Genomic DNA, 14,629 nt, shown 5'->3' on the forward strand with positions numbered 1-14,629 from the left:
TCGCGCCCTCACCCCCCCCCCCCACCGCCCACCGGCGGGGCTTTCGGCACCGGAGCACTCACTTCAGTCCACCGAGACGAGCGGCGCGGGGTAGCCGGGGACGCCCGAGGGCAGTTTCCACGGCTCGTGGATCACCCGCTTCGGCAGCGCGGCGAGCTCGGGGACGTAGCGGCGGACGTACTCGCCGTCCGGGTCGTACCTCTTGGCCTGCCGGATGTGGTTGACGGGCCGGTTGGGCCGGGTGTCGTTTCCGGTCCCCGCGACCCACTGCCAGTTGCCGTAGTTGTTGGCCACGTCGCCGTCGAGCAGCCGCTCGAAGAAGTGGTCGGCCCCGACACGCCAGTCGACCCGCAGCCGCCTGACGAGGAACGAGCCCACGATCAGGCGGGCCCGGTTGTGCATCCAGCCCTCGGCGAGCATCTGCCGGATACCGGCGTCCACGATGGGGATTCCGGTCATGCCCTCCTTCCACGCCTGCGCCGCGTGGTCGTCGTCGCGCCACTCGTGCCCGCGCGGGCGGTAGTCGTCCCGGTTGATCCGCGGGAAGGCCCGTGTCACCTGATGGAAGAAGTCCCGCCAGCACAGCTGCCTGACGAACTCGCCGGTGTCCCCGGCCTCCCTGGCCAGCGACTCCAGTTCCAGCGGCGAGACGCAGCCGAAGCGCAGGTAGGGGCTGAGCCTGGAGGTGCGGTTGCCCGCCATGTCGTCGTGGCCGTCGGCGTAGTCGTCCACGCAGTGTCTCAACCACTGCTCCATCCTCCGGCGCCCGACCGTCTCACCACCCCTGAACAGCTCGTACGTCTCGTGCCCGGGTTCGGGTAGCCTGCCGGGGCTCAGGGCCTCGGGGACACGGACCATACCGGGTGCCTTGAGCACCTCCCTGCGTGGTCGCCGGCTCCAGGCCCGCCAGTAGGGGGTGAAGACCCGGTAGTGGTCACCGCCGCCCGACGGCCTGAGCGCGTCCGGCGGCACGACCGTCAGGCCGGGGAAGGTGCGGAACTCCACCCCCGCGCGCTCGCACTCCGCCGCCAGGCGCCGCTGCCTGCGGTGCGCGAGGGCGCTGACGTCCATGGTGGCGTGGACCGCCCCGGCCCTCGACTCCCCCACCAGGCGCATCGTCTCCGCGACCGGATCACCCCTGCGCACGACCAGCTCACCGCCCCGCTCACGGAGCGATCCGCGCAGGTCGGCGAGGCATTCGGCGAGAAATCCCAGGCGGTTGCCAGCGGGTATGTCGGGGTCGATGACGAAGAGTGGTATGACATGACGTGCGCGCTCGCACGCAGCGGCGAGCGCCGGGTGGTCGTGCACCCGGAGGTCGCGGCTGAACAAAACGATCACAGTATCGGTCACGTTTTCCTTTCGCCGGGTCACGCTCCGCCGGTTGCATCCGCCGGGGGCTCGGAACTCGAAGGAATGTCCAGGGAGCGACCGCTCGTGTCGCCTGTCACGCTGGTACGGCAGTAGCGGGCTTGAAATGGGATGAGATGGAAAAGCAGCGACAGGTGACCGCTGATGAGGAGCCGGGATACGGCATCGGCGCCGTCTCACGACGCCTCGGCGTGCCCGCCCCCACGCTGCGGACCTGGAACCTACGCTACGGCGTGGGCCCGAGCCGCCGGAGCCCCGGGGGGCATCGACGCTACGACACCCGCGACCTGTGGCGCCTGGAGGAGATGAACCGGCTCATCAGGAGCGGGGTTCCCCCCTCCGACGCGGCACGGGAGGTCCTGCGGGTCGAGGCCGTCCCACCGGCGGCTTCGGAGGTGAGCACCGAGGAGATCCCCTCCTTCCCCCTGGCGGAGCGGCCCGGCATCCCCACGGCGGCGATGCTGGCACGGGCGGCGATGACGCTGGACAGCCGAACCGTCCACGACTGGATAGAGGCGTCGCTGGCCAGGCACGGCGTGCCGTGGACCTGGGAGCGGCTGGTGATGCCGGTCTTCGAGACGATCTGCGACCGCCAGGCCGAGAGCGGCGCGAGCGTCGAGATCGAGCACCTGTTCTCCGACCGGCTGCTGGCGGCGCTGATCCGGCTCACCGCACGCCCCGCCCGGCCGGTCAACACCCGCCCCGTGCTGCTCGCCTGTGCCGAGGACGAGCAGCACAGCCTGCCGATCTACGCACTGGCCGCCACGCTGACCATCGACCACCAGGTGGAGAGCCGGGTGCTGGGCGCCAGGACCCCATACCCGGCGCTGGCGGACGCGATGCGCCGGCTGGGCCCCTCGGTGGTCTTCGTCTGGTCCCAGCTGCCCACCACCGGTGATCCCGCCCCGCTCGCGTCGCTGCCCGTGCTCCGCCCGCCGAGCCTGGTCGTCGCGGGCGGTATGGGCTGGCGGGAGGGCCTGCCGGCGTCGGTCCCCCACGTCACGTCGTTCCAGGACGCGCTCACCCGCGTCCTCGCCGCCCTGGCCTGAGCTCGGCCTTTCCACCGGCGGGCCGGATCCCCCTTCTCCCTCCCGTTGATCGGCGTGCCACCGTGCCCTTGCTTGCGATCATGTCGACCGGCCAGGTATGAATAGGTTTTGAATAAGTTTTCTCGGTGAGCGGAGGCATCATGACGGACACCCTGAACATCCGGTTCGCCGAGGGCGACGATGCGGCCCTGGCCGAGTGCTTCCGCACCCACGGCTCCCTCATCCGCTCCTACCTGCGGCGATTCGTACCGCAGCAGGAGATCGAGGACCTTCAGCAGGTGGTGTTCGCCGAGGTCTGGCGGTCACGGCACCGCTTCGACCCGGCCCGCAGCCTCCCCGCCTGGATGCTCGGCATCGCGCACAAGCGCGCGGTCGACCAGCTTCGGATGCGCACCCTGCGTACGGTGCCGCTGGACGTGGTGGCGGATCCGGCCGGCGACGACGGCAGGGCCGACGGTGACGGCGTGGCCGAGCGCGACCAGGTGCGCCGGGCGCTGGCCAAGCTGCCCGAGTCACAGCGCCAGGCGATCGAACTGGCCTACTACGGCGACCTGACCCAGCGGGAGATCGCCGAGAGGCTGAGCGTCCCGCTCGGCACGGTCAAGGCCCGTACCGCCCGCGGTCTGCGCCGCCTGTCCGACATCCTCACCCCGGCCGCGGCGTGAACGGCTGTCATGGAGCGGATCTTCGCCCACCTCCGGCTCCGCGCGCTGCTGGAGAGCGACCGGCGACCCCGGGACCCGGTGTCCCTCCACGCCCGGCACAAGATGCGGCTGCCGGCCCACCACCCCGCGGCCTACCGGCGGGTGGTGGCTCAGGCGGGCGCCAGGTGACCGACTGAGCCTGTGGCCACCGCGGCGGTCAGCCGGGCGGATTCACTCTCACCACCGCGAGGGAGCGGGCGGGCAGGGACAGCTCCTCTCCCCGCACCGTCGCCGACGCCTCCGAGGCGAGCAGGATGTGGCCGGGCGCGGACCGTCCTGGCCCGAGCCTGACGGTGAGCGGGACCGGACCGAGGTTGGCCGCCACCCTGAGCCCTCCCCGGTGGACGACCAGCCAGGACTCGCCGTGGTCGACCCGGACCCGATCCAGTCTCGGGTCCGTCAGCTCGGGGTGTGCCCGGCGCAGCGCGATCAGGGCCCGGTACCAGTCGAGATGGGCCCGGTGGGCGTCGTCGTCCAGCTCGCTCCAGTCGAGCTTGGAGCGCAGGAACGTCAGCTCCTCGCCGGGATCGGGGGCCTTCTCCGCCCAGTCGTCGTAGCCGAAGCCGACGAACTCCCGCCGCCGCCGGTCGGCCTCGCCCTCGCGCAGGTGCGGCTCGACGTGATCGGTGAAGAACAGGAACGGCGTGCGCGCGCCCCACTCCTCCCCCATGAACAGCATGGGGGTGAACGGCGAGGTCAGCAGGAGCCCGGCGGCCAGCCGGAGCGCCTCGGGCGCCAGCCGGTCGCCCTCCGCGCGGTTGCCGATCTGGTCGTGGTTCTGCGCGCAGCAGACGAAGCGGTAGCCGGGCAGGTGGGTCGCCGACCGGCCGTGGGACCGCCCCCGGAAGGACGAGTAGGTCCCGTCGTGGTAGTAGGCGCGGGTCAGCACCTTGGGCAGTGCCCCGTAGAAGTCGTCGTAGTAGCCGTGCCGCTCCCCGCTCACCGCCACGTGCAGGGCGTGGTGGACATCGTCGTTCCAGGCGGCCGCCAGACCGTACCCCCCGGCCTCGCGGGGGGTCATCAGCCGGGGGTCGTTGAGGTCGGACTCGGCGATGAGGGTCAGCGGCCTGCCCACGGCCGCCGACAGCGCCTCCGTCTCGGCGGCGATCTCCTCCAGCAGGTGGACGGCCCGGTCGTCGCGCAGGGCGTGCACGGCGTCCAGGCGCAGGCCGTCGATGTGGTAGTCGCGCAGCCACTGCATCGCGTTGCCGACGAAGTAGGCGCGCACCTCGTCGGAGCCGGGGCCGTCCAGGTTGACCGCCTGCCCCCAGAAGGAGGAGGCGCTGGAGTGAAAGTAGGGGCCGAAGGGGGCGAGGAAGTTGCCCGAGGGGCCGAGATGGTTGTAGACGACGTCGAGGATCACCCCGAGCCCGCGCCGGTGGCAGGCGTCCACGAGGCGCTTGAGCCCGTCGGGGCCGCCGTAGTTGTCGGTGACGGCCCACAGGTCCACGCCGTCGTAACCCCAGTTGCGCCCGCCGGGCACCGGCGGCACCGGCATGATCTCCACGAAGTCGACGCCGAGCTCCGCCAGGTGTTCCAGCCTGCCGATCGCCGCGTCGAAGGTGCCCTCGGGGGTGAAGGTGCCGATGTGCAGCTCGTAGATGACCGAGCCCGGCAGGTCACGCCCCCGCCACAGGGCGTCCCCCCACTCGAAGCGGTCGTGGTCGTAGACCCGGCTCGGGCCGAAGATCCCCTCCGGCTGCCAGCGGGTACGGGGATCGGGCAGCGCCTCGCCCCCGTCCAGCCGGAACCGGTAGTCGGTACCGTGCCCGGCACCGGGCACCTCCGCGGACCACCAGCCGCCGCCCGCGGACGACATCGGGTGGCGGACCTCGCCGATCTCCACGTCCACCGCCGTCGCCCGTGGCGCCCAGACCTCGAACATGGGTCAGTCCCTTTCCAGGAGTGCGACGGGGTGGACCGAGAGCAGGTGGGCGAGCGGGATCCTGCCGGTGTGCTCGGCACCGGAGAGCAGGTCCCGCCAGGTACCGTGCGGCAGGGTGAGCGTGCTGCTCCCCCAGCCGCCGCGCCGCTCCAGGCCGACCGGCAGCCGGGTGGCCACCGCCACCGCCCGCTCCCCCCTGGCGAAGGCGATCGCGTGCTCTCCGGCCTCGATCGGGACGTACGGTGCCGCGGGGTCCAGCCTCCGCCGCAGGTCCAGCGCCCGGCTGGTGATCGCCAGCTTGGCCTCGTCCCATGACAGGCCCTCGGTGGCGGGACTCGGGTGTGCCTGCTCCGGGTGGGCCTGGCTCGCGTGAGCCTGGGCCGCCGAGAGCATCCGGCGGCGCAGCGGGAAGTCGACCGGGCGGCGGTTGTCCGGGTCGACCAGGGAGAAGTCGGTGATCTCGTTGCCCCAGTAGAGGTCGGGCACGCCGGGCAGCATGAGCTGGACGAGCTTCTGGCCCAGCGAGTTGGACCTGGCGTACGGCTCGATCCGCGCGGTGAACTCCTTGATCGAGGCGCCGCACTCCTCGACGGCCCGGGTGACGAAGTCGCGGATGCCGCGCTCGTAGGCCGGGTCGGGGGTGGCCCAGGAGATCGAGGTCTTGGCCTCGCGGGCCGCCTTGAACAGGTAGTCGAAGAACCTGTCGGGGCTGATCGGCCAGGAGGCCATCAGGTTCTGCCAGGCCAGGTAGTCCAGGGCCGGGTCGAAGGAGACCTTCGAGGACCACTCGCCGACCGCCGCCGCCCACTCCTCCGGAAGCTCGGACAGCACGGCCAGCCGGGCCCGCACGTCCTCCGAGCGCTTGGTGTCGTGGGTGGACAGCGTCGTCATCGTGCCTGGCGGCATCCGCCGGCAGAACGCGTGGAACTCCTCGATCGGCTCGCCGAACCTGTCGGGCTCGCCGCCCACCTCGTTCAGGCAGGACAGCGGGTACCAGCGGTAGAGGGCGGTGTCCTCCACCCCCTTGGCCATCACCGGGCCGCAGGTCTGCTGGAAGCGGGCGACCGCCTCGGCGGGCCCGGCCAGCACCCGCTGGACGACCTCCGCCACCGGAGCGCCCTCCGGCAGCCGCCCCGCGGCGACCTGTCCGGCCTCCTCGACGATCTGGGCCGAGATCTCGGGCACCGGCTCGCCCGGCACCACGTAGGCCCGGTAGACCGGCATCGCGGCGAGCAGCTCCACCAGCGTCCGGCGGTCGGAGCCGACGACGGCGTGCAACCTGTCGATCTCCGAAGCGAAGAACAGGCTCAGCACCTCCGCCTTGGACTCGCGGACCACCGCGGCGTAGCCGGCGGGCATGCCGGTCTGCAAGGTGAACAGCTTCACCAGCGGCTCTTTTCCCGCCGGGTCGACGAACAGCCCGGTGATCCGGTTGAGCACCTCGTAGCCGGTGGTCCCGTCGCACTCCCAGTCCGCGGGCAGCCGTTCGGAGCCGATCAGGATCTTCTCCGCCACGGTCCACACGCCCGAGGCCGCGCGCAGCCGCGACAGGTAGCCGCGCGGCTCGGCGAGCCCGTCGGGGTGGTCTACCCGCAGCCCCTGGATGATCCCCTCCCGGACCAGCGAGAGGATGACGGCGTGCGTGGCGTCGAACACCTCCGGGTCCTCCACCCGCAGCCCGATCAGCGAGGACACGTCGAAGAACCGGCGGTAGCCGGGCCCGCGCCGCCAGTCGACCAGCCGGTAGTTGGTGTCCGGCAGCGGGAAGACGTGGTCGTGGTAGCGCAGCACGTCACCATCGGCCACCACCTCCCCCGAGTCGCCGAGCACCGGCATGTTCACCTTGCCGTCGCCGCCGGCCCAGTCGATGTCGAACCAGGACGCGTACGGCGACTTCTGCCCCTCGGCGAGCACCGACCACAGTTGCGCGTTGCCCGACTCCGGCACCGGGACCGTCATGTGGTTGGGCACGATGTCGACGACGATGCCGATCCCGTGCTGGGCGAGTGTCGCCGACATCGCCCGCAGTCCCTCGACCCCGCCGAACTCCGCGCGGACGCGCGAGTGGTCGGTCACGTCGTAGCCGTGCCGCGACTCCGGCACGGCCTGCAGGATCGGCGACAGGTAGACATGGCTCACCCCCAGGTCCCGCAGGTACGGGGCCAGCTCGGCCACCTTGTCGAACCCGAAGTCGGGGGTCAGCTGGAGCCGGTAGGTCGAGACCGGCACCTCGTAGGAGCCGGGCGAGGGCGGCGGCTCGGGTACCTCCTCGGGGAGCCCCGCCGGCTCTGGCACGTCCTCGCCGAACAGTGCCGCCCCGGAGTCCGGCAGGACCTCGCCATGGGCGACCTGCGGCGGGATCACACCGGGCACCGGCTCTCGCGGTACGACAGTGGGCACCGGCTCGGGCGGGACCACAGTGGGCGCGGGCTCCAGGGGAGCGGGCTCGGGGGTGGGTTGCGTGATGGGCTCAGACACGGCGCAACACCCTCACCGAGCGGCCGACCACCGGCACGCTCTCTCCGGCCCGGCAGACCCGGGTGTCAACCGTGATCGGCATCGCCGTGTCGATCTCTGTCAGCCACATCTCACCGTAGTCCTTCGGAAGGGTGAACTTGATGACGTCGTGGTGGGCGTTGAACAGCAGCAGGAACGAGTCGTCGACGATCTGCCGCCCCCTGCGGTCGGGCTCGGTGATGGCCTCACCGTTCAGGAAGACGGCCAGCGACCTGGCGTAGCCAACGTTCCAGTCGGCATCGGTCATCTTCTCCCCTCTCGGAGTGAGCCAGGCGATGTCGCTGAGGTTCTCCTCGGAGCCTCGTACGGGCCGCCCGTAGAAGAACCTGCGCCGCCGGAAGACCGGGTGGTCGGCGCGGAGCTTGGCCAGCCGCCGGGTGAAATCGAGCAGAAGCCAGTTCTCCCTGACGTCGGACCAGTCGACCCAGCTCAGTTCGTTGTCCTGGCAGTACACGTTGTTGTTGCCCCGCTGGGTGCGGCCCAACTCGTCACCGTGGGAAATCATCGGAACGCCCTGGGACAGGAAAAGAGTGGTCAGGAAGTTGCGCTTCTGCTGCTCGCGCAGGGACTCGACGGCCAGCGGGGCGGGCCCCTCCTCACCGCAGTTCCAGGAGCGGTTGTCGTCGGTGCCGTCCCGGTTGTCCTCACCGTTGGCCTCGTTGTGCTTGCCGTTGTAGGAGACGAGATCCTGCAGGGTGAACCCGTCGTGGCAGGTGACGAAGTTGATGGAGGCGGCGGGGCGGCGGCTGTCGTCCTGGTAGAGGTCGCTGGAGCCGGTCAGCCTGGAGGCGAACTCGGGCAGCGAGGCGGGCTCACCCCGCCACAGGTCGCGGATCGTGTCGCGGTACATGCCGTTCCACTCGGTCCACCTGGCGGGGAAGTTGCCCACCTGGTAGCCGCCGGGGCCGACGTCCCACGGCTCGGCGATCAGCTTGACCTGTGACAGCACCGGATCCTGCTGGACCAGGTCGAAGAAGGCGCTCAGCCGGTCGACCTCGTGCAGCTCCCGCGCCAGCGTCGCGGCCAGGTCGAACCTGAAACCGTCCACGTGCATCTCGATGACCCAGTAGCGGAGCGAATCCATGATCATTTGAAGCACGTGCGGGGAGCGCATGAACAGGCTGTTGCCGGTGCCCGTGGTGTCCAGGTAGTACCGCCTGTCGTCGTCGACCAGGCGGTAGTAGTCGGCGTTGTCGATGCCCCGCATGCTCAGCGTCGGGCCCAGGTGGTTGCCCTCGGCCGTGTGGTTGTAGACCACGTCGAGGATGACCTCGATGTTCGCCTCGTGCAGGGCCTTGACCATGGCCTTGAACTCCAGCACCTGCCCGCCGCGCTGCCCGGTGCTGGAGTAGGCGTTGTGCGGGGCGAAGAACCCGATGCTGTTGTAGCCCCAGTAGTTCGTCAGCCCCCGCTCGACGAGGACGTGGTCGGTGACGAACTGGTGCACCGGCATGAGCTCGATCGCCGTCACCCCGAGCGCGGTCAGGTGATCGATGATCTCCGGATGCCCGATCGCCGCGTAGCTGCCCCGGATCCGCTCGGGGATCTTCGGGTGGTTGATCGTCAGCCCCTTGACGTGCGCCTCGTAGATCACCGTGTTGTGGTACGGGGTGCTCGGCGGCCGGTCGTGCCCCCAGCCGAAGAACGGGTTGATCACGATGGAGCGCGGCACGAACGCGGCCGAGTCCGCGTCGTTACGGCTCTCCGGATCGCCGAAGCGGTAGTCGTACACCGCCTCGTCCCAGTTCACGTCCCCCTCGATCGCCTTGGCGTAGGGATCGAGCAGGAGCTTGGCCGGATTGCACCGCTGTCCCCTCCGCGGGTCGTACGGGCCGTGCACGCGGTAGCCGTACCGCTGCCCGGGACCGACGCCGGGTAGGTAGCCGTGCCAGACGAAGCCCTCGCACTCGGTGAAGGTGACTCGTGTCTCCCGGTTCTCCTCGTCGAACAGGCACAGCTCGACGCGTTCGGCGGCCTCGGTGAAAAGCGCGAAGTTGGTCCCCGCGCCGTCGTAGGTGGCCCCGAGAGGATAGGGATCACCCGGCCAGATCTCGATCATTGCACCGCCCTTCAGCGGTGAACAGATATGCCCCGTCTCAGCCTGGACATGCGCACATCTCCATTCCTGCAAGAGTGATCTCGGAGTTGCCCGACGGCATGCCTGGACGGGCCGGGGTCAGGCCGGGCGGAGCTCATGGGCCAGCGCGCGGATCGCGGGTTCGTACACGCGCAGCCCCGCCCCGGCGGCGAACGCCTCCGCCGCCCGCAGGTGGGCCCCGGCCCGCTCCTCGTCACCGTCGAGCAGGGCCAGCCGGGCCAGGCACAGGTCGGTCAGCGACCAGCCGAGCAGCCGTCCCGCGTTCGGGGCGAGCCTGCGGTACAGGATCTTCCCCGCGACCCCGTCGCCGAGCGCCGCGCAGATCTCGCTGACGGCGTCCGGTACGAACCGGTAGGCCAGCTCGGGGCCGAGTGCCGCGAAGCCGTCGCGGGCGAGTTCGGCGAAGTCCTCCCGCGTCTCGTCCGTCCTGCCCAGGTCGATCAGGACCAGGCAGCGCAGGAGCCGCCAGGGGATCTGCCCCGGACGGTGGGCGAGCATCTCATCGGAGAGCGCGAGCGCCTCGCCCGCCGCCCCCGCCGCCCGCAGCGAGAGGAAGTGGAACGTCTCCCGCCGCAGCAGCGCGTCGCCCCTGCCCAGCGCGCCCTCCGGGTGAGCCGCGCCGGACGCGTCGGCCGCGGCGAGCGCGTCCGTGAACCGCCCGGCCAGGTAGGCGTGGACCGCGCTCTGCCAGGCGGCCAGGCTGACCGCCGAGGGGAGCCGGAGCCTCTCCGCGCTCTCCCGCAGCCAGGCCAGCAGCTCCGCGGCGGGGCCTGCGGCGCCCTGGGCGTTCAGCTCGACGTACTCGTTCTCCCTGCCGATCCACTCGGTGGCCAGGTCGCCGGTGCGGCGGCCGATGTCCACGATCTCGGCGACGACCGCCCGCCGGTGGTCGTGGTCGTGGCCGGACCGCAGCAGGATCTCCAGGGCGATCAGCGTCCTGGACAGGGTCCGGTCCTCCCCGGCGCGGCGGGCCAGCCGCACCGCCTCCTCCGCCATCGCCACGCTCCGCTCGACCGGCCGGCCGGTGGAGCCGGTCAGCGCGACGGCGGCGAGCAGCTGGGCCCGCCACGGCGAGCCCTCTGCGAGGTCGGAGGCGAGCACCCGGTCGATGCGCTCGGCCAGCCTGTCGATCCCGGTCATCTCCTCGTACATGGCCAGATAGATCGGGTTGGAGAATCCCAGCACCGCCCTGGCCAGCCGGTTGTCGTCGCCGAGCCCTTCGGCGGCCTGCGCGGCGGCCTCCAGCGAGGCGTGGGCCGCGCTGCTCATCCCCGCGGCCGCCTGTGCCTCGGCCAGGTCCAGCAGAAGGTCGCAGCGGAGCGCGCCGTCGGGTCCGGGCAGCCGGTCGATCATCGCGATCGCCCGTTCCAGGCCCTCCACCGCGTCCTCGTGGGCGAACTGCGCGGTCGCCTGGGCCGCCGCGCGCCGGGTGTAGCCGATGGCCCTGCCCGCCATCGCGGGGGTCAGCAGGCCCTCGCGACAGTGGTGGGCGATCTCGGTCAGCCGCGTCCCGCTCCGCTCCTCCAGCACCTCCGCGATCCGCGCGTGCAGCCTCCTGCGGCGTAGCGGCGGCAGCGCCTCGCGCAGCACGTCGCGGACGATGTCGTGGACGAACCGGCAGCTCGGCCCCTCCCCCTCGACCAGCAGCCGGGCCCCCACCGCGGCGTCGACGATGTCGAGAACCCGCCCCTCGGGCAACTCCGCCACGCGCGTCAGGATGTCGGTCGCCGCCTCCCTGCCCAGCAGCGCCGCGACGGTCAGCACCTCCTCGGTGTCGGGCGGCAGGTGGGCCATCCGGCCACGCACCACATCCGAGAGCGCCTCGGGGGTCTCCCCCAGCTGTAGCACCTCGCCCAGGAAGAACGGGTTGCCCGCGGTCAGCCTGCCCATCTCCCCGGCCCGCCCCGGGTCGGCGCCCGCCCGTCCCAGATACTCGCGGATCTCCTCCTCCGCCAGGCCGCGCAGCAGGAGCCGCCGCACGTGCGGCAGCCGGAGCAGCACGCCGAGGGTGTGCTCCAGCGGCTCGCCGGGGCGCACGTCGGTGTCGCGGTACGTGGCCACGACCGTCAGCTCCGGGCAGAGCCGGGTGGAGGTCAGGAACTCCAGCAGCCGCAGCGAGGAGGTGTCCGCCCATTGGAGGTCGTCGAGGACCACCAGCACCCGGCCGTGCTCGTTCAGCAGCCGGGCGAACGCCTCGTACAACTCGAACTGCCCCGCCGGCCCCTCTTGTCCGGCCTGCCCGGTCCCGGTCCCGGCTCTGGCTCTGGCTCCGGCTAGTTGCGCCAGTTCGCCGTCCCTGCCGACCAGGTCCTGCACCGCCTGCGTCCAGGGCCAGAAGGGGGGCGCGCCGGTGCCGTCCCAGCAGCGGCCCCACACCACCCGCCGGCCCCGCGCCCGCGCGACGTCGGCTGCGTACTCGGCGAGGCTGGTCTTGCCGATGCCCGGCTCCCCGGCGAGCAGCACCACCCGGTGCCCGTCTCCGGTGACCGCCCGCTCCAGCACCCCGGCCTCCGCCTGCCGGCCCACCAGCCCGGTGCCATTCTCCAGCCCGGCCGGCTCCGCCGCCCCTGCCGCCCTCTCGGCACCGGTCGCCTCCGCCACGACGGCTGTCTTTCCCGCGTGCTCCGCCGTGTGCCTGGGCCGCAGCGCGGGATCCTGACCGAGGATGCGCCGCTCCATCTCCCTCGACCGGGGGTCGGGGTCCAGACCCAGGTCCTCCATCAGCAACCGGCGTCCCTCGGCGAGCAGGCCGAGCGCGTCCGCCTGCCGTCCCGCCTGGTAGAGCGCGTGGGCGGCGAGCGTCCGCAGCCGCTCCCTGAACGGATGGGCGGCGACCAGCTTGGCCAGCCCGCTCGTCACCGCCGCTCCCCGGCTGAGCGCGAGCTCCGCCTCGGCCAGGTCCTCCTCGATCGTCAGCCGCAGCTCGACCAGGTGCGCACGCTCCTCCGCCGCCCAGGAGGACTCCGCGAGACCGTCAAGCGGTTCTCCGCTCCACTCCCCCAGGGCCAGCCGCAGCTCCCGCACCGCCCCCTCGTGATCTCCCGCCGCGCCCAGGCTCCTGCCCTTGGCCACCTTCCCCCGCACCCTGCCCAGGTCGATCGCGGCGGCGGGGACGTCCAGGACATAGCCTCCCGGCCTGCTGGCCAGGACCTTCGGGGGCACCTCTCTCGGCCTGCCCGGCTCGAAGACGCGACGGAGTTTGGAGACGTACGCCTGCACGGTGTTGAGCGCCCCCGGAGGGGGGGCGTCCTCCCAGAGGGCGTCGATCATCCGGTTCGGCCCGACCGGTCGCGGGGCCGCGAGGACGCATATCGCCAGCACCAGCCGCTGCTGGTAGGGGCCGATGTCCAGTACCGCCCCGCGGTCGGCGATCACCTCGACCGGGCCAAGCACACGAAAGTCCATCCGGCCACCTCGCTCGCGAACTGCGCCGATATTAACCTTTCACACCAGCTGTCCCGTCCAACCCGTAACAGTCCCGAGGCTTCCAGCTCCGCATATTCTCAATCGGACGCGTTAACCTCCGTCCAGACCACCCATCAGGGGGTTCCGGTGGACTGCCGGAAAACAGCGGAGCTCTGGTCGCCGCCCTCCCCGGGCAGCGGCCCTTCTTTACGAGTGGAGGACATGAGGAATGGGTGGATTCAAGAAGTTCCTGCTGAGAGGGAACCTCGTCGAGCTGGCCGTGGCGGTCGTGGTCGGGGCGACCTTCAGCGGACTGGTGCAGGCCCTGGTCAAGGACCTCATCACGCCGTTGATCGGGGCGGTCACCGGCGGCCGGGAGCCGGACTTCTCGGATTACGTGTTCACGGTCAACGGCGCCAAGTTCATGTACGGCGACTTCATCAACCACCTGCTGAGCTTCCTGATCATCGCCGCGGTCATCTACTGGCTCGTCGTGATGCCGATGACCCGGCTGATCGGCTACTTCGACCGGAACAAGGAGGCCACCGAGAAGGAATGCCCGGAGTGCCTCAGCGACATCCCGGTCGCTGCCAGGCGCTGCGCGTTCTGCACCGCGGTGCTGTCGGAGATCCCCATCGCCGACAGGCCCCCGGCGTAGGCGTCTTCTCCTCCGGGGCGGTACGGCCTTCCGGTCGGCCGGGAGAATCCTTCGGAGGACAATGGAGAGCGTGAGCTTCGAACTGGCCGTCTGGCACGAGCCCAAGCCGATCACCAGGGAACACGCTGAGAACGTCTTCCATACGTTCCGTCACGGAAAGCCGCATGGCGCGAGCCCCCACCCCGAAGGGCAGGAGCCCGAGGAGGGTCACCCCGGGGTGGTGGCGTTCGTCGAGCGGCTTCCCGAGGCCGAGCCGCTCTCCGCGGCCTTCGCCCTGGTGACCGTGGACCTGGAACGGGCCGACGAGGTGGCGTCCGAGGTCTTCGCCCTGGCCGCCGAGTGCGGACTGGTCTGCTACGACCCGCAGCGCGGCCTGGTGCACAACCTGTCTCCACGAGGTGTCTATCCCACCATGGAGATGCGTACCGGCGACGGGATGATCGTGGTCGGTCCCGACCTTCAGCTCATCTCCGACGCGCTCGCCACCATGTCACCGCAGAACCCGTTCACGGCGCTGGTCGTCTTCGGTGAGCACTTCGTCCAGAGTTCCCCCGAGATCTCGGGCTACGAGCTGGAGTACAAGGACAGCGTCCGGGACCGGATGTTCCGCACCCATGTTCCCGACCTGGAGGCGGTTCAGACTGCTTTCACCGAGTACGCCACTGGGGAGCGCGCTTTCCTGGAGCGGCACGACTGGCGTCTCGTCTGACTTTTCCGGGGTGCGGTTTTCGCTGTGCGCTGCGGTGAGCGGGTGTTCCTGGGCCGGCATCTCGTCTGACTGATTCGGGTACGCGGCTTGTTCACCGTGCCCGCTGCGTGGGTTGTTCGCCGTGCCCGCTGCGCGGCCTGTTCACCGTGCCCGCTGCGTGGGTTGTTCGCCGTGCCCGCTGCGCGGCCTGTTCACCGTGCCCGCTGCGTGGGTTGTTCGCCGTGCCCGCTGCG

The 14,629-nt window shown here is 71.1% G+C and carries 10 protein-coding genes; 5 read left to right on the forward strand and 5 right to left on the reverse strand.

Annotated elements, in window-relative coordinates:
- Positions 1-63: 63 nt before the first annotated feature.
- Positions 64-1,353, reverse strand: coding sequence for a deoxyribodipyrimidine photo-lyase (locus ABZU75_RS40760; RefSeq protein ID WP_355566940.1), 1,290 nt, complete (start codon positions 1,351-1,353; stop codon positions 64-66).
- Between the two features lie 152 nt (positions 1,354-1,505).
- Here ABZU75_RS40760 and ABZU75_RS40765 point away from each other — a divergent pair, with 152 nt between their 5' ends.
- The 3 genes from ABZU75_RS40765 to ABZU75_RS40775 all read left to right on the forward strand — a co-directional run bounded on the left by ABZU75_RS40765 (position 1,506) and on the right by ABZU75_RS40775 (position 3,253).
- Entirely contained in the window at positions 1,506-2,420 is a 915-nt protein-coding gene (locus tag ABZU75_RS40765) for a MerR family transcriptional regulator (protein ID WP_355566947.1), read from the forward strand.
- Positions 2,421-2,560: 140 nt separating this feature from the next.
- Entirely contained in the window at positions 2,561-3,085 is a 525-nt protein-coding gene (locus ABZU75_RS40770; protein ID WP_355566950.1) for a sigma-70 family RNA polymerase sigma factor, read from the forward strand.
- A 9-nt stretch (positions 3,086-3,094) separates the two neighbouring features.
- Positions 3,095-3,253 carry a hypothetical protein gene (locus ABZU75_RS40775; protein ID WP_355566953.1) on the forward strand — a complete coding sequence of 53 codons (159 nt, stop codon included), beginning with the start codon at positions 3,095-3,097 and terminating at the stop codon, positions 3,251-3,253.
- 28 nt (positions 3,254-3,281) lie between these two features.
- Here ABZU75_RS40775 and treZ read toward each other — a convergent pair whose 3' ends face one another.
- The 4 genes from treZ to ABZU75_RS40795 all read right to left on the reverse strand — a co-directional run bounded on the left by treZ (position 3,282) and on the right by ABZU75_RS40795 (position 13,029).
- Positions 3,282-5,009, reverse strand: a complete 1,728-nt coding sequence (gene treZ / locus ABZU75_RS40780) for a malto-oligosyltrehalose trehalohydrolase (RefSeq protein ID WP_355566956.1) — start codon at positions 5,007-5,009, stop codon at positions 3,282-3,284.
- A gap of 3 nt (positions 5,010-5,012) precedes the next feature.
- Positions 5,013-7,487: a malto-oligosyltrehalose synthase gene (gene treY, locus ABZU75_RS40785; protein WP_355566959.1), complete on the reverse strand. Its 2,475-nt coding sequence runs from the start codon at positions 7,485-7,487 to the stop codon at positions 5,013-5,015.
- On the reverse strand, positions 7,480-9,585 hold the full coding sequence (glgX, locus tag ABZU75_RS40790; protein ID WP_350966062.1) for a glycogen debranching protein GlgX: 2,106 nt from the start codon (positions 9,583-9,585) through the stop codon (positions 7,480-7,482). Before glgX ends, treY begins: the two co-directional genes overlap by 8 nt.
- A 117-nt stretch (positions 9,586-9,702) precedes the next feature.
- Positions 9,703-13,029, reverse strand: coding sequence for a BTAD domain-containing putative transcriptional regulator (locus ABZU75_RS40795; protein WP_355566963.1), 3,327 nt, complete (start codon positions 13,027-13,029; stop codon positions 9,703-9,705).
- Positions 13,030-13,258: 229 nt separating this feature from the next.
- Here ABZU75_RS40795 and mscL point away from each other — a divergent pair, with 229 nt between their 5' ends.
- A complete protein-coding gene (gene mscL / locus ABZU75_RS40800) occupies positions 13,259-13,687 on the forward strand; it encodes a large conductance mechanosensitive channel protein MscL (RefSeq protein WP_350930348.1) in 429 nt (142 codons plus the stop codon).
- 61 nt (positions 13,688-13,748) lie between these two features.
- Complete coding sequence (locus ABZU75_RS40805) at positions 13,749-14,396, forward strand: hypothetical protein (RefSeq protein ID WP_355566967.1); 648 nt, start codon at positions 13,749-13,751, stop codon at positions 14,394-14,396.
- Positions 14,397-14,629 lie beyond the last annotated feature (233 nt).

It is taken from the genome of Streptosporangium sp. NPDC005286 (assembly GCF_040607515.1).
Lineage (GTDB): Bacteria > Actinomycetota > Actinomycetes > Streptosporangiales > Streptosporangiaceae > Streptosporangium.